Source organism: Paenibacillus sp. FSL K6-1558 (assembly GCF_038002565.1).
In the GTDB taxonomy this organism is placed as follows: Bacteria; Bacillota; Bacilli; order Paenibacillales; family Paenibacillaceae; genus Paenibacillus; species Paenibacillus polysaccharolyticus.
This window is the reverse complement of the sequence record NZ_JBBOCV010000001.1, coordinates 1,868,222-1,884,424: the sequence shown is the minus strand read 5'-3', so window position 1 is coordinate 1,884,424 and position 16,203 is coordinate 1,868,222. Positions and strand designations below refer to the sequence as shown.

Here is a 16,203-nt window from a genome sequence, read left to right as displayed (position 1 = left end):
ATCAGTATTCCACCTTTCGATTCATCAAACGAATGATGAAGAAAGAGATGATCGCCATGATGACAAAGAGAATGGTAGATAGCGCGCTCCCGAGCCCCCAGTATCCTTTGGCAAAAGATGAATAAACGGCCGTATTGATCACATCCGTAGCATTGCCCGGGCCCCCGTTTGTCAGAACGTATACCGCATCAAAGACACGCAGGCCATACGTAATATTGAGCACGGTGGCAATGGTGATGGTAGGCAGCAGCATAGGTATGGTAATACGGAACAGCTTTTGAATAAAGCCCGCACCATCGATGGATGCAGCTTCATAATAATCCCGTGGAATGGCGAGCAGTCCCGCGATAAAAAGCACCATGATATACCCCATGCCTTTCCACGTATCGACAGCCATAATCGATGGCATCGCCCAAGTGAGAGAGCCCAGCCAGTTCTGGGCGAGTGCATCCAAACCGATGGAACGCAGGGTAACATTAACGAACCCGTTGTTCGGATCAAGCAGGCTTTTGAACACCAGACCTACAATCAAGAAGGAGAGGACTTGGGGCGAAAAGATAATCATCCGATGCCAATTGGCAGCTTTTACACCGCTGACCAGCAGCAGGGCAAGGAACAAGCCCAGAACGGTTTTGGCGATGGAGGTAACCACCGTAAACAGCACTGTATTTTTAATGAAAAGCAGATAGGTCGGATCACCTGCCAGAATCGTGCGGAAATGCTCCAGACCAATAAAGTTTTTCTCCGAACTATAGCTGTTCCAATCGGTAAAAGAATAGTAGATACCCAGCAGGGCAGGAGCAACGATGAACAACAGATATAGTAAAATCGCTCCGGATGAGAAATACCAAGGGTAGATTTTGTTCGTATTCATAACCCGTAACACCAATCCTTTCTGCAAAACGGGAAGAAGTACCCCAGCGTTTGACCGATGGAGTAACTCCATTCCAGTTGTGCATTTGTTTCCGAAATAACCTCCGGCTGTTACTGCCACTTCTCATCCTTCAGCACTTTGGCTTGTTCGGCGCGGCGTTTATCAATATTTTGCAGAATCTGATCAGGGGTCATCGCTCCCGCAAACATGCCTGACAAGTCTTTACCGATATCCATCCACTGTGGATCGATATATTTTACGGCAGCCTGCATGACGGTGCCCTTTTCATGATTTTTCTCATAATCAATGTAGTCCTGTGTCAGCTTCGGTTCGATCTCGGGCCAGCAGATCGTCAGATTTCCTTCGCCTCCATCAAACACCTGTTGCAGATGATCATGCTCGGTAATCCAGCGGAAAAACTTCAACACTTCTTCGGGATGTTTGCTGTTTTTGTTGCCAAACATGGCCGCTGAACCGCCGGGGTTCACACCAATTGTCTGATTCTCTCCCCAAGGCATCACGAAGAATCCCATATTATCTTTCATCGCCGGATAGGCTTCAGAGACTTCCTTTTCCGTGCCTGGAACACGCAGCAGCATTGCAGCTTTTTCCTGTCCAAATGCTTCAATTCCCGCTTCTACTGTATTGGATAAAAAGTCTTTGCCGAAATAGCCAAGATCAGCAAATTCTTTCAATTGCTCGATAACGGTCTTCAATTGGGTCAAGTCTGCGACCTTCATCTCATTATTATTCAGCTTTTCATAGGTTCCTGCGGCCTTTTGCTCATAGTTCGGCCCGGTCTCGAACAACGGCAGCACCTGATACCAGCCGCTCGCTGGAGCTTGATAGAATGGAATGATATCTTTATCTTTGATTTTCTGGCTAATGTCTTTGAATTCGGCATAGGTCGTAGGAGGTTCAATACCCAGGTCAGCAAAGATACGTTTGTTATAGTACACATACCAGATTTTCGTAGGGGCAAATGAAACCCCGTATACCTTGTCTTTATGACTGACGGTAGGCAAAATCTCTTCAGACATCCGTCCCGTAAACCCCTCATTGGTCAGATCAATTGCATTTTCTTCTGGTCTGACATTGGCTGGCATGCTCAGCGGGTCGACATCCACATTGAAAATATCAGGAGCCTCACCGGAAGCCAGCTTTACCTTGATCAGATCACGCCACTGCGCGTCTGGAACCACCTGAAAATCAATTTTGACCCCGGTTTCCTGCTCGTATTCCTTCGCCATCGTCTGCATAATCCCCGTTCGTGGAATACCGGATTGGCTTGTGCCAAAGGTCAGTGTGACCTTGCCTGTGCCTTCCGCGTTTTTGTCCGAGTTGCAGCCGGCAAGCAGCAGGACGGAGAGAAGCAGCAGACTTGTCATTAAAAAAAGAAATCGTTTTCTCATTTTGAACCTCCCTGAAATTCAATCATTTATTCACTTGCCGAAACGCTTTATGTAAGCGTATTCTTATGTGGATAACTTTACTTTGAATAACGAATAGGCTCAATAGACAAAAGCGTTCTTCGGGGTGGACATTTTCGAAACCATCGCAGATACGCAGATGTTGATAATGAAGACGGGGGTATGGAATTGCGGTATCGATTCAGAACATTACAGCAGAGTTTGTTTGCGTATTATTCAGTGGTATTTATTACGTTTTCCCTTATTGTGGCTGGGCTGTTATATGTGTATCTCACCAGTGATATTCGTCATCGAAGTGAAGAGCAGCAAAAACAATTGGGGTTGTCCATTGTTAGTCATCTGGATCAGGAAGTTGTTAAAATGAATAATTTCTCCATGAACATCGTATATTCCAATCTGGTCAAGGAGCATTTCAGTCATTATTTGGCACCGGCAGAGGGGGTTGAACGAACGATGACAAGTAACCCCGCGCTGTATAAGGACACGACTACACTCATTGATGTCATTATGGCGATTATTAGCAGTTCCAATACGGCCAAACAGGCTAACATTTACGATGTGAATGGAAAGATGCTGGGGGCGGGAGTATTCAACGGACAGCTTCCGGTAGATCTGAAGCAGCGCCCCTGGTATAAGGAAACCTGGGAACGAAGCGGCTGGCGTGTCATTCGTCTGCTGCAAGGTGGCGCATTGCCCATGCCTACCGGGGAAGGGAGAACGGATCAACCCTATATCTCGCTTACACGGGTTTACAAGGATGGCAATTACGTCAGTCAGGGTGTCGTTGAAATTTTGCAGCTTGCCGAAGAACTATTCCAGTATTTGCACGAACTGCAAGCAGGTAATAAGGAACTTCGAGTCTATGTGCTGGATGAGCAGGATACCTTGTTGTACCCGCTTCCTTCAGCCACGTTAGCTGCTGATTCCTCTTCAGCTTCAGCTGGCTATTCGGAAGATATGAAGCTGATTCAACATCGTACATCTCCGCCTGAAACGATGCAGGAAGTGACCTATTCGTCTACGGGGTCAAGGCAGATGATGACGTATATGACATCCCAGGAAACCGGATGGACTGTTGTTGTCATGCAGTCCAAGCAGTCCCTTTTCGCCAATCTGAACCGGATGGCATGGATCTTTGCAGGTGCTACGCTAGCTACCCTGTTGATTATTTTGTTGTTTTCGTATCTGATTTCGAAAAGGGTTACCCTGCCGCTTCATCGGTTGCAGCGCATTATTCAGAAAACAGGTGAAAACGACCTGATGTCAGGTCAGGAGGCTGGTCGGTTGTTATTCAAGCTGGACCATCCTGCGTCCATCCGGGAATTGGCAGAGCTGAATGATACCTTCATCCGGTTGAATCAGCAGCTTGTGCAGTCTTTTCAGGACCAGATGGCCATCAAATCCCGGGAAACAGAGGCGAGGTTGCTGGCATTGCAGTCACAGATGAACCCGCATTTTCTATACAACAACATTACCAATATAAGCATCATGGCGGAGGAGGGCATGAATAAACAGATCGTGGTGTTCTGCGATCATATCGCTTCTATGCTTCGTTATATCTCTACTTCTGGCATAAACGGCGTCCCGTTATCTCACGAACTTGAGTATTGTGAACGGTATCTTGAATGTATGAAAATTCGCTTTGAGGATGATTTGCACTACGAGTTCTCGATCCCTGATGAGATGAAAGATATCCGGGTTCCGATGTTGATCATTCAGCCTTTGCTCGAAAATACGATGAAATACGGTTTGAGTGATACACTGCCATGGAAATTGCATATCACAGGTGAATTGCATATCGATCAGGAGAGCTGGCAGATTCACGTTGAAGATAATGGCCCAGGCATGGAGCCTGAAACGCTCGCACAACTTGTGCATTATATCGATGAATCTCAGGAATGGGATCAAATGCCTCAGCTTGAGATTAACGGGATGGGGCTCAAAAATATCTGGGCTCGCTTGAAGTTATGGTATGGTCCGGCAGCCAGGATGTGTATCGAAAACAAATCTACCGGCGGTGTCAGCATTCGTATAAGAGGTTCCATTCGAAAGGAGTAGGGTCGAACGTATGAATATGATGATGAAATACAGAACCATAATTGTAGAGGATGAGGCTTTAATTCGTCGTAATGTGTCACGAAAGTTCAAAGAGCTGAATACACGGTTTGAAGTCATAGGGGAGGCGAGAAATGGTCAGGAGGCGTTGCAACTTATAGAACAGAGTGTACCTGATCTGGTCATTACCGACATTCAGATGCCCGTGATGAACGGGCTTGAACTAGCGAAATATCTTTATTTTGCTTACCCGCATGTTAAAATTGTCATTCTTAGCGGGTATCATGAGTTCGAATATGCACGGCAAGCTATCCATTATAAAGTTGAAGATTATCTACTTAAACCGTTGTCGGAAGAACAGCTTCGTGCGCTGCTGGATGCGATGGAGCTTAAGCTGGGAAGCGCTGTGGATTCACTGTCTCATGTAAGTGTCGTGCTGGAGGATCAGGTGAAAACGGAAGATATTGCAGCGTCGGTTAAGCTCTATCTCAAACAAAACTACATGCATGAGATTACATTGCAGGATATGGCAGCACAGATGCATTTCAGCGTAGACTATCTGGGGAAATGTTTTAAAAAGGTAACAGGGGAGACACCATTGAAATACCTGACGGGTTTGAGACTAAACGAGGCAAAACGTCTGCTTGCAGCGTATGAGCATTTGGATATCAAGACCATTGGCGGAGCGGTAGGGTATGCGGATTCACATTATTTTAGCAGGATTTTCAAAAACAAAACGGGCCTGTATCCGAGCGAGTATCGGCAACAGTGGCAGGTACAAAAAAAGCTCTGTCCATGGATCAAGGCAATCCGGATGGGCTGAGCTGATTATTGGGATAATGCTTCTTCCGTAATTTTGCGGATATCAAACGGGGAGCGGTTACCTTCTTCGATAATATCGGGCAGGATGTGATTCAGGAAATAACGAACACAGTGGAGGTCGATATTTTTGATCTTGATCAATGCGTAGCGGTACATGACAATGAATTCTTTTTCCGTATTGCCGCGTTGTAGCTCCGCAAATGCTTCATACACTTGATCCATTTTATCAGCTACTTCAAGGATAAGCCCTTCAACGGAGTTGTCTTTACCTTCGCGCAGTTGTCTGCGGAAAATATCTTGAAACTCAGGTGGGATATTCTCATTAATAAAATGGGATACCATGCCTTCTTCCACCTGTTGCAACATGGAACGAAGCTCCAGCGAGTAGTGTTTGACCGGTGTTTTGATATCACCAATGAAAATTTCGCCATAATCATGGCTACTGGTGATCTCGTATAGCTTCTTCCAATCGATACTTACACCTTGCTGTTCTTCGATATCGGCGAGTGTTTTGGCGTATTGTACGACTTTCCAGGAGTGAGCAGATACACAATGTTCTTCGAATTTGAATTTGCCAGGGGTACGAATGATACGTTCAAGATCGTTCAGTGATCGGAAGTACGTATGGATTCCCATAAATGTGATCATCCTTTGCTAGTTTGGGTGGTCGATACACCGACTATACTGTGGTTATGTTAACCGAAGATTAACGATCTATACACCCTATGTAAATTTGTAAAAGGAAGATCAAAAAGCCATGTGGGATGCTGAATCAGATTCAGTATCTCACATGGCTTTGAGTATATGTGAAAGTAAGGATATCTTGTATTCATGAAACTATTGATAGTAGTACTATCAGGAACATAATCTGCAGGAGGTGTATTATGCTTTTTTGCGTACCGGTGAAGTGTACCAGTAGGCCATACCAACAAACAAGGCGCCGCCGATGATGTTACCAAGTGTGACCGGAATCATATTGTGGAACCAACCAGCCAGCGAGATCGTATCCGGGTGGTTAGGCAACAGCCACGCCAGGGACAGGAGGGTCATGTTGGCTACACTGTGCTCATAACCGCTTGCGATAAAGGCATACAGACACCACCAGATGAGAACCAGTTTGGCGATATCTTCTTTGGAGCGGGCAGACATCCAGATGGCTAGACATACGAGCCAGTTACAGAGAATGCCGCGGAAGAAAAGCTCAGTTACTGGAGCACTCATTTTTTTGGCAGAAACAACGAACAGAAGATGCTCCGGGGTGGCTGCTTTGAACAGACCGCTCCCTACAATCAGCAGGCTGAGCAGGACGGCACCGATCAAGTTGCCGAGAAAAACAAGTCCCCAGTTTTTTAGCGTATCATTCACTGTGGTTCGTCCGGCGAGTGTGCTCATCGTAAAAAACATGTTGTTCCCTGTGAACAGTTCTGACCCGGCAAAGATCACCAGCGTCAGGGCGAGTCCGAAGGACATGCCCATCAGCATCGTTTGCAGTGGTGAGTGTGCGGCAAGCAGCGGAGCCCCGATACTAAAAATCAGGATAATGCCGAGCCCCACATATGCGCCTGCCATTAAGGCAGCGACCATGTAACGTGGCAAACTTGCATTCATCTGATCTCTCTTTTTGACGGCAGCTTCAATAATTCCTTCAACACTTGGTGTATACATCACGGTTTCCCCCATTAGTCAACATCAATCGCAATCCCCATTGTTACGGTAGAGCAGAGGTTATACAGCAATCCAGACCTGGTCATTCTCTACCTTGACCGGATACATCTGAACTTGACCGTTGTCTGGTGCTTGCACCTGACCTGTTGTCAAATCAATTTTCCAGTCGTACAGCGGATCATAGAGATAGTGTCCAGAGACAATGCCTTCCGCCAGCGGCCCACCCTTAGGGTGGGGGTTATGGTTGTCAGCAGCAAAGATGGTGCCATCCGAAGCACGGAATACCGCAAGCTGCAGATCTTCGATCTCGACAACTCTGCCAATGCGTGGCAGGAATTCATCTATAGCTCCAGCCGGGAAATACGTGCCTGTTTGTTTGGTTGTCATCGTAAACCACTCCTTTTGTATCAATTTGTTTCTCTACTTGAATCTCATATAATCTACTTTGGTTTACGGGCGAGCCGTAACTTCAATGCTATGGAACATTTTGCTTTGGCCTTCTTCATCACGAATCGCTTTTTGCCATGGTTCTTCCACCTGTGCAAGGGCAAACTCGATCCGTTCCATCAACGCTTTACGTTCCTCAACGTTATCCACAACAACCGAGCGGATGTGCTCCAGACCCATACGTTCTACCCATTCGGAAGTACGCTCCAAATAGTTACCTGTCTCGCGGTAGTACTGCATGATAGCTCCGCACAATTCGATCAGTTCATCATCGGTTTTGACTTTGCACAGCGAGTCAGCAAGCCTTGCTTTGATTCCGCCGTTACCACCGATGAAGATTTCCCAGCCGCCGTCATTGCCGACGATCCCGATATCCTTCGTGCATGCTTCTGCACAGTTCCGAGGACAGCCGTTCACGGCATATTTGAATTTGGCTGGCAGATCGAGACGTTCAAATTTACGTTCGATTCTCGCACCCATGGCCATCGAATCCTGTGTACCGAAGCGGCAGAATTGGGAGCCAACACATGTTTTAACCGTACGAAGCGATTTCGCGTAAGCGTAACCCGAAGGCATATCCAGCTCAGCCCATACTTTAGTCAAATCTTCTTTTTTGACGCCGATGAGATCAAGACGCTGACCGCCTGTCACTTTAACCGCTTTGATATCATATTTAACCGAAACGTCAGCGATCTTTTTCAGATCGGCTGGTGTCGTTACCCCGCCGTACATCCGAGGTACAACGGTGTATGTTCCGTCTTTTTGAATGTTGGCGTTCATACGTTCGTTAACAAACCGGGATTCTTTTTCATCCTCGTGTGTGTCCGGATAGATCATGCCCAGATAGTAGTTGATGGCCGGACGACATTTCGAGCAACCCTCAGGCTGGCTCCAGCCAAGTACATTCATGACTTCCTTGCTCGTTTGCAAGCCTTTTTCCCGGATTTCAGCTACAATCTCATCCCGTCCGAGAGTTGTACAGCTGCAGATTCCCTGTTTGCCACCGGCAGTGAAATTATCTCCAAGCACGTATTGTAAAATCTGTTCAACCACTGGTTTGCATCCTCCGCAAGAGCGGGTTGCACCTGTGCAGGCTTTAATCTCGTCAACTGTAGTTAGACCCTGGTTGGTAATGACATCCACGATGGCGCCTTTGGTTACGCCGTTACATCCACATACGATTTCATCCACCGGCATCGTTTCAACAGACGTTGTTTTTTTATGACCGCCGCAACCTGTACCCATAAGGGAACTGTACAATTCATCTGTCATTTCAGTCTGGTTTTTGATCAGTTTCTGCAGTTCAGTGGAATCCGTAATGTCACCAAAGAGTACAGCACCTACCATTTTGTTGTCACGAAGCAGGATTTTTTTGTACGTTCGTTTCCAGTCGTCTTTTTGCGAAATTACGTTATGTTCCGGGCTATCAATGAATTCGCCAGTAGAGAAGACGTCTACACCCGAAATTTTCAATTTGGTGGATACAACCGAGCCTTCATACGGAGCTGTTTCGACTCCGCAAATATGTTTCGCAAGAATCATTCCTTGTTCAAACAGTGGCGCCACAAGTCCGTAACACACACCGCGATGTTCATTACATTCTCCGACAGAGTAAACGTCTTTCAGTGAAGTCTGCATGTAGTCATCCACAATGATACCTCGGTTGACTTCGATCCCACTCTCCCGAGCTACCGCTATATTCGGTTTAATACCAACCGCCATGACCACAAAATCAACATTCAGCACAGATTCGTCGGCAAAACGTATACCTTCAACCCGTTCACCACCCAGTAGTTCGGAAGTTTGGGCGCCCATTTTGAACTTGATTCCCTGACGTTCCAGTTCAGCTTTCAACATGGCAGAAGCCTGAGGATCGAGCTGGCGTTCCATCAGATCATCCATAAGATGCACAACAGTAACGTCCATACCGAGTTGCACAAGTCCTTTGGCAGCTTCCAGGCCTAGCAGTCCGCCCCCGATGACAGCTGCTTTTTTGTATGCTTTTGCAGCTTCCAGCATGATATTGCAATCGGCGATATCGCGGAAACCAACGACACCCTGCTTGTCATGTCCGGGTACAGGGAGGATGAAAGAATTCGACCCTGTTGCAATGATAATTTTGTCATACGGAGCACGGTGTCCATCTTCGGTTACTACTTCACGAGTCTCGGCATCAATGCGGGCAACCGTGGTTCCTGTGTGAAGCGTAATGCCGTAGTCCTCGTACCAGTGGAGATCATTAAGGACAATGTCATCCAGCGTTTTACTACCTTCAAGTACGTAGGACAACATAATACGATTGTAGTTAGGATAAGGTTCTGTACCAAAAACCGTAATATCAAAGCGTGAAGTTAATTTTAGAATTTGTTCCACCGTGCTGATTCCGGCCATACCATTACCGATGACGACTAATTTTTCTTTATTTCCGTTCATGTGTGTAGCCCTCCCTTGGATAAACCTGTACATTTACCAACATTTTTAATGGCTTATATTTGAATTATACATCGACTGACTCAATCATAATGTGATTTATTTCACTAATTACGATAGATCATTCATATTAAAATAAGTGTGATGACCGTCACGAAAACAAAAATATTTTTAGAAATGAGAAATACGAACTATTGTTCTTATTTTTGGTTCGAGGTATGATCATAGTGGGGTCGGTTACGTTCCCTATTTTCTCGAAAGGACGTTTTTGCATCATGATGGGAAGATCCCACCTGATTATCGGTACAGGCGTTTCACTTTCAGTGTTGCAACTCCTTGGAATGCAGGTTACTGCTCCGGCTGTAACCGTTGCACTAATAGGATCGTTGTTGCCAGATATTGATGAGCCTAATTCATTGCTGGTATCGAAAGCATTGCCGAGCAGTTTGATTCGACTGTTGCAGACGATTCTTTTGCCTGCGGCTGTGTTTGTGTATTTTTACGTTCCGGCCAAACCGTGGAATCTGCTACTTGCTGTATTCATTGGGCTTGTGTCGTTCCTGCCTTCGCGATCACTGCGTAAAGTATTGATGTTTGCCATTGGACTGGGCTTGGTCTTTTATGGTCATGCTTTTGCTCCGTGGAATCTGATTGCAGGCAGCCTGCTTATGCTGTGCACAACACTTACACACAGGGGCTTAACCCATACCTTGTATGGAACAGCTGTTTGGGCGGGGTTACTGTACAGTACAACGCAGCAGCAAGGCCCAGAAATTTGGGTCGCTGGAGGTTCCGCTTATGCTCTTCATCTGCTTGCCGATTCCTTGACGAATCGGGGGATTCGTCCATTGCCGCCATTAAAACTGCGTATACGGGCAAATCTGATGAGTACGGGAACCAAACATGGAGCAGCTGTAGAAAATGTCTGCGTAATCCTGACACTGATTTTGGCATGGTTTGCATTCTCGCCTTTATTTCTGTAGTACAACCACAAACGCCAGCCCATTATTTATGGACTGGCGTTCTGAAATCAAGAGCTTAACTTGAGTAGTCGCTATGTTGACACGTCACGAAATCGCTGTTGTTTGATTACACATCAAGAACAAGCAAGTTAGACTTTAGTAGGTGTACCGCTAAGTGTATCGATATCTGTAGAACCAAAGGCTAGTAAAACAACAAGAATAAGTACAATTAGCATTTCGGCAAAACCGACTCCATCAAACTCAGACATCACAGCCACCTCTTTTCATGCTTGCATTTAGGAATTTATACGCTGCTGAAAAGCCTGAATGACATCGTTCAGGGTCATATCTCGGCCCGTTTCATCCAAAAATTGTACTAGTTTATCTGAATTAGAGGGTTCAATCTTTTGGAGTGTTTTATACTGGCCCACTAATTCTACAACTAATGTGGCTTCTCTAAACAGCGTGACCGCATCCACTCTTAATTTCCCGCTAACCAATAACGCGGCAACAATCAATTCAAGTTTTTTACCTTTTAAATTGCCACTCAGAAGGGTATTTGCGGCATTAGTTTTTCTGGAACCTTTATTTGATTTTCCGTTCCTTCCCATTGCCATACAAAGTTCCCCCGCTGTTTGATGTGTTGGTTCTTCATCTTTAGTTAACTAACCTTCCATTATCATATCTTATGTATCTCGTGCTCAACATGTTCAAACGATCCATATATTTATGTGACCATTAAAAAAAGAGATACCCCAAAAAAGATTCAATGAGGTATCCCTATAGTTTAAAGCTTTAAATCGTTGAATTATGCCTATATCAAGCGTTATTAATAATGGTTTCCATCGTTGTACGATCGAGACCTTTCACGAGCTTCACAATTAATTCTTTAGCCGCATCGTAATCATCGGTATGAATAATGGAAGAAGAGGTGTGAATATATCGGCCGCAGATGCCAATTACGGTGGAAGGTACACCAATACCGCTCAAGTGAACCTGACCTGCGTCCGTACCGCCCGGCGAGATGAAGTATTGCGTCTTAATCTTATTGGAAGCGGCAGTGTCCTTAACATACTCCACCATTCCACGATGCGTGAACATTCCTGGGTCGAAGATACGGAGCAATGCGCCCTGACCGATATGACCAAAGGACTGTTTGTCACCCGTCATGTCGTTCGCCGCACTACAGTCTAGAGCAAAGAAAATGTCCGGCTGAATGAGATTGGCAGCTGTACGTGCTCCGCGAAGTCCCAATTCTTCCTGAACCGTTGCACCGGAATAGAGAATATTCGGTAGCTTCTCTTTATGCAGTTCTTCCATCAGTTCAAGCGCTAGACCGACACCATAACGGTTATCCCAAGCTTTGGCCATTATTTTCTTAGGGTTTGCCATCGGTGTGAATTCACAGATCGGTACGATCTGCATTCCCGGATGAATCCCCCACGATTCTGCCTCCGCACGATCATCTGCGCCAATATCCAGATACATTGAATTCAAGTCTACCGGCTTGCTGCGCTGGGATTCATCCAGCAAGTGGGTAGGTGTAGAGCCGACAACGCCTGTAATCCTGCGCTCAGGAGTAATAATCTGAAGACGCTGTGAAAGCACAGCTTGACTCCACCATCCACCGAGCGGACGGAATTTGATCATACCTGTTTCCGTTATGCCTGTTGTCATGAAGCCGACTTCATCAAAATGTCCGGCCACCATGACTTTAGGGCCGGATTCATCTCCGCGTAGAACACCAAAGAGACTTCCCAGGCGATCTTGTACAAATTCATCGGTATATGCGGACAATTGCTCTTTCATCCAGCCGCGCAGTTCACGTTCGAAGCCGGAGGCGGAAGGGAACTCCGTTAATGTGCGAAACATGTCCAACGTTTTTTCATTCATGTGTTAACAACTCCTCTGTTGATATGTATATCAGGTCACAGTAAAACGGTTGCTGGCCTGGTGTCCTTTTTTTCGTACAAAGGACTCGTTATTAACCACTGGTCACATTATAGTATGAACCTTGCACAAGTGAATGTCCATGTTTATGTTACGTTTTTAAGGCATGATTTTGCGTGTTTAGTCTGGATTTTCCGTTTTTCTGTCCGCTGTTGTCTCAATCTTAGAGTTGCCTTCATGCATATGATTATAAAAGGGAGCCATATTCTTTGTAATCAGGCTGTCCTGTTAAACGACGTTTTAAGCGTAGGAAGGAGCCGGGATACAAGATGAAGCCTCCTGAAGAAGGAAATGAGAAGGTGCTGTTCATTGTACTCTTTATTTTACTCGTCATCATTCTTCTTTATTTATAGACCAAACAGGTTGTGAACTACAATTAAGCGGCGTGATCTATATAACTTCCCCATCTCTTTCATTTTGGAAACATCTGCTGTTTCTCGCCGGATACATAACCTTCCCGATAATAACAAACAATGTATAGAAGTGCTCCACAATCGCCATTCAGCTATAACTGCAAACCATTCACATAAAGGAGGTCCTGTGCTTGCCAGAACAATCTGCAACTGGAAAGAAGAAAACTTCATCGCTGTCGATGGATGAGAAGGAATATAAAAAAGTCGCCAAAAAACATGAACCTTCACGCCCAATTTTCAAAAATTGTATCAAAGCTTTTCTGGTGGGGGGAACCGTCTGTTTGATTGGACAAGCGATCCAGGAAGCGTTTATGGCTGGGTTGGACATGACATCTAAGGAGGCTTCCAGTCCTACTGTCGCGGTCATGATCCTGATCTCCGTGATTCTGACCTGTCTTGGTGTGTACGACAAAATTGCGCAGTGGGCGGGAGCGGGTACGGGTGTACCGGTGACGGGATTCGCGAATTCCATGTGTTCTGCTGCCTTGGAGCATCGTGCGGAGGGTCTGGTGCTCGGTGTTGGAGCAAATATGTTCAAGCTTGCCGGTTCCGTCATTGTTTTTGGGGTCGTTGCAGCTTTCATCATTGGAATTGTATATGCCTTTTTGGGCTTCGGAGGTGGACATCTATGAAAAGGCTGGGCCGCCAGACCTGGGAGTATGAACATCAGCCGCGAATTATAGGCAGAGCTACCGTTGTAGGCCCAGATGAAGGTAAGGGGCCGTTATCTTCTGATTTTGATTACATTTATGATAACCTTGAGATCGGTGAGAAAACGTGGGAAAAAGCAGAGCGTAAATTGCTGGAAAAAGCCTCTCAGCTCGCATTGGTGAACGCCAATATTACGAAGGAAGAACTGCATTATTTTGTCGGCGGGGATCTGATGAACCAGATTATCAGCAGTTCATTTTCGGCAAGGCAATTGGGTGCACCCTATCTTGGTGTATTTGGAGCCTGCTCAACCTCAATGGAGACGTTAGCCCTTGCGTCCATGATTGTCGATTCCGGTGCCGGCGATTACGTACTCGCTGGAACGGTGAGTCATAACTGTACGGTGGAAAAACAGTTTCGATATCCGACGGAGTATGGTTCCCAGAAACCGCCGTATGCACAGTACACCGTCACGGGTTCTGGCTGTGGTGTTGTTTCCCGCACAGGACAAGGCCCATATGTAGCAAAAGCCACGATTGGCCGGATTATGGATCTTGGTATCAAAGATCCTTTTAATATGGGTGCAGCGATGGCACCGGCAGCCGCCGATACGATTATTTCTCATTTTAGAGATACCGGGCTGGAGCCAGGATACTATGATCTCATCGTTACAGGTGATCTGGCTTCCGTCGGTTTGCCTATAACGAAGGAACTTTTGCATAAAGAAGGGATTCCGATGGAGCAGACTGTTTTTAACGATTGCGGACTCATGATCTATGATCGGGAAAATCAGCCTCAAGTCGTTGCCGGAGGAAGCGGCTGCGGGTGTTCTGCTACAGTTACTTATGGTCACATCCTGAACCGGATGCATAAAGGGGATCTGAAGCGTGTGCTTGTAGTTGCAACAGGAGCGCTCCTGTCTCCACTCTCATACCAGCAGGGTGAAAGTATTCCTTGTATAGCACATGCTGTCGCAATTGAACAGGAGGGGTAAGAGATATGCAATTTCTATGGGCTTTTATCGTAGGTGGTTTGATCTGTGTAATTGGACAGCTGTTGATGGATGGTGCGAAGCTGACACCCGCGCATACGATGAGTACGCTAGTGGTGGCTGGAGCGGTAGCTGATGCCTTTGGTTTATATGACCCTCTGGTGAAATTTGCTGGTGCAGGGGCATCGGTTCCCATTACAAGCTTTGGAAATTCTTTGGTGCACGGAGCTTTAACTGAACTGGAAAAAGAGGGATGGATTGGCGTGATTACCGGTATTTTCGACCTCACCGCGGCAGGGATATCGTCGGCGATTATCTTTTCTTTTCTCGCGGCACTGGTTGTTCGTCCAAAAGGTTAAATTTAAAATATATACTGTGATAAGCAAAGGCTTCGGATCTATATGATCCGTGGCTTTTTTTTGTCGTACCGATGCGGTAAATGCGGTGAAGCTGACGACTGGAAACAAATTGTGAGTTCCTTCGAGTGTACTCGTGACGTTGGATCATGTACAATAAAAGGAAATCTGTATGCTTTTTTAGGAGGTTAGACCACATGCCTGTGCGCAAAGAGTCGATCCAAATCATCTCTGCAGTTCGTTCAAATCTGGAGTCCTGCATTATGGGGAAGTCCTTTGAAATTCAACTTTTACTTACAGCTTTGCTAGCAGGTGGACACGTTCTGATTGAAGACGTACCGGGAACGGGCAAAACACAGCTGATCAAAGCACTATCGAAATCCATGCGCGGGGAATACCGGCGTATTCAATGTAATCCTGATATCCTGCCAAGTGATATTACAGGAGTTTCTGTTTTCCATCCGAAGGATGAGCGTTTTTATTTCCGACCGGGTCCGGTTATGACCAATATTTTGCTCGCAGACGAGATTAACCGTGCAACGACGAAAACGCAATCTGCATTGCTGGAGGTCATGGAAGAGCGCAGTGTGACCGTAGACGGTGACACGTACGATCTCCCGCATCCTTTTATGCTCTGTGCTACACAGAATCCGATTGACTTTGAGGGGACGTATACGTTACCCGAAGCACAACTCGACCGCTTTATGTTAAAAATCAGTCTAGGTTATCCCGACAAGGATATTGAAAAGACGTTGCTGAAGCAACATCAGTCGGGCCAACCGGTAGATCGGCTTGAATCCGTGACTCACATGGATCAGATCTCGGCTATCCAGCAAGAGATTAAAGAAGTGTTCATCGGAGATCCTGTGATGGACTATCTGCTGGATGTTGTTCGCCACACGCGCACACACCCTTCTGTTTTATTAGGAGCTAGCCCAAGGGCTGCGATTTCCTTCATGATGGCCGTAAAAGCTTTTGCCTTCTTGCAAGAAAGAGACTACGTGCTACCGGATGATGTGAAAACGATGGCTCCGTATGTCATCTCTCATCGTATTGTACTTCGTCCCGAATCCAGATTGGACAGCATGAGCTCAGAGGCCGTTCTGAACGCTGTATTACAGCAGGTTCGTGTGCCTGTATCGATGGGGCAATAGTTG

The 16,203-nt window shown here is 46.2% G+C and carries 15 protein-coding genes; 7 read left to right on the top strand and 8 right to left on the bottom strand.

The annotated features are described in order from the left end of the window. Position 1: 1 nt before the first annotated feature. Together MHI38_RS08125 and MHI38_RS08120 are read right to left on the bottom strand one after the other, a co-directional pair. Entirely contained in the window at positions 2-874 is an 873-nt protein-coding gene (locus MHI38_RS08125; protein WP_154983234.1) for a carbohydrate ABC transporter permease, read from the bottom strand. A gap of 110 nt (positions 875-984) precedes the next feature. Further along, entirely contained in the window at positions 985-2,286 is a 1,302-nt protein-coding gene (locus tag MHI38_RS08120) for an ABC transporter substrate-binding protein (RefSeq protein ID WP_341181140.1), read from the bottom strand. A 180-nt stretch (positions 2,287-2,466) separates the two neighbouring features. Here MHI38_RS08120 and MHI38_RS08115 point away from each other — a divergent pair, with 180 nt between their 5' ends. Then, the gene (locus tag MHI38_RS08115) at positions 2,467-4,362 is read left to right on the top strand and encodes a cache domain-containing sensor histidine kinase (RefSeq protein ID WP_341181139.1); all 1,896 of its coding nucleotides are present in this window, start codon (positions 2,467-2,469) and stop codon (positions 4,360-4,362) included. 22 nt (positions 4,363-4,384) lie between these two features. Continuing rightward, positions 4,385-5,182, top strand: coding sequence for a response regulator transcription factor (locus MHI38_RS08110; protein WP_341181138.1), 798 nt, complete (start codon positions 4,385-4,387; stop codon positions 5,180-5,182). Between the two features lie 5 nt (positions 5,183-5,187). On the opposite strand, the gene MHI38_RS08105 is transcribed toward MHI38_RS08110, so the two are convergent. The 4 genes from MHI38_RS08105 to nirB form a co-directional block, all read right to left on the bottom strand. Then, a complete protein-coding gene (locus tag MHI38_RS08105) occupies positions 5,188-5,817 on the bottom strand; it encodes a YfbR-like 5'-deoxynucleotidase (RefSeq protein ID WP_090914967.1) in 630 nt (209 codons plus the stop codon). A 246-nt stretch (positions 5,818-6,063) separates the two neighbouring features. Next, positions 6,064-6,846, bottom strand: coding sequence for a formate/nitrite transporter family protein (locus MHI38_RS08100; protein WP_145332246.1), 783 nt, complete (start codon positions 6,844-6,846; stop codon positions 6,064-6,066). A 60-nt stretch (positions 6,847-6,906) separates the two neighbouring features. Then, complete coding sequence (gene nirD, locus MHI38_RS08095) at positions 6,907-7,233, bottom strand: nitrite reductase small subunit NirD (protein WP_154887965.1); 327 nt, start codon at positions 7,231-7,233, stop codon at positions 6,907-6,909. 63 nt (positions 7,234-7,296) lie between these two features. Further along, the gene (nirB, locus tag MHI38_RS08090; protein WP_154887967.1) at positions 7,297-9,726 is read right to left on the bottom strand and encodes a nitrite reductase large subunit NirB; all 2,430 of its coding nucleotides are present in this window, start codon (positions 9,724-9,726) and stop codon (positions 7,297-7,299) included. A 272-nt stretch (positions 9,727-9,998) separates the two neighbouring features. Here nirB and MHI38_RS08085 point away from each other — a divergent pair, with 272 nt between their 5' ends. Next, positions 9,999-10,706, top strand: coding sequence for a metal-dependent hydrolase (locus tag MHI38_RS08085; RefSeq protein WP_154887969.1), 708 nt, complete (start codon positions 9,999-10,001; stop codon positions 10,704-10,706). 275 nt (positions 10,707-10,981) lie between these two features. On the opposite strand, the gene MHI38_RS08080 is transcribed toward MHI38_RS08085, so the two are convergent. Further along, positions 10,982-11,302 carry a hypothetical protein gene (locus MHI38_RS08080; protein WP_154887971.1) on the bottom strand — a complete coding sequence of 107 codons (321 nt, stop codon included), beginning with the start codon at positions 11,300-11,302 and terminating at the stop codon, positions 10,982-10,984. 202 nt (positions 11,303-11,504) lie between these two features. Beyond that, positions 11,505-12,578 carry a M42 family metallopeptidase gene (locus tag MHI38_RS08075; protein WP_154887973.1) on the bottom strand — a complete coding sequence of 358 codons (1,074 nt, stop codon included), beginning with the start codon at positions 12,576-12,578 and terminating at the stop codon, positions 11,505-11,507. Positions 12,579-13,227: 649 nt separating this feature from the next. Here MHI38_RS08075 and spoVAC point away from each other — a divergent pair. From spoVAC to MHI38_RS08055, 4 genes are all read left to right on the top strand, one after another. Continuing rightward, positions 13,228-13,680 (top strand): stage V sporulation protein AC, encoded by a 453-nt coding sequence (gene spoVAC, locus MHI38_RS08070; RefSeq protein WP_090915634.1) that lies wholly within the window; start codon positions 13,228-13,230, stop codon positions 13,678-13,680. Continuing rightward, positions 13,677-14,693 (top strand): stage V sporulation protein AD, encoded by a 1,017-nt coding sequence (gene spoVAD / locus MHI38_RS08065; protein ID WP_154887975.1) that lies wholly within the window; start codon positions 13,677-13,679, stop codon positions 14,691-14,693. The genes spoVAC and spoVAD overlap by 4 nt, the downstream gene beginning before the upstream one ends. Positions 14,694-14,698: 5 nt before the next feature. Continuing rightward, positions 14,699-15,049 carry a stage V sporulation protein AE gene (gene spoVAE / locus MHI38_RS08060; RefSeq protein WP_090914950.1) on the top strand — a complete coding sequence of 117 codons (351 nt, stop codon included), beginning with the start codon at positions 14,699-14,701 and terminating at the stop codon, positions 15,047-15,049. 194 nt (positions 15,050-15,243) lie between these two features. After that, the gene (locus MHI38_RS08055) at positions 15,244-16,200 is read left to right on the top strand and encodes an AAA family ATPase (protein WP_090914948.1); all 957 of its coding nucleotides are present in this window, start codon (positions 15,244-15,246) and stop codon (positions 16,198-16,200) included. The last annotated feature ends 3 nt before the right edge of the window (positions 16,201-16,203 follow it).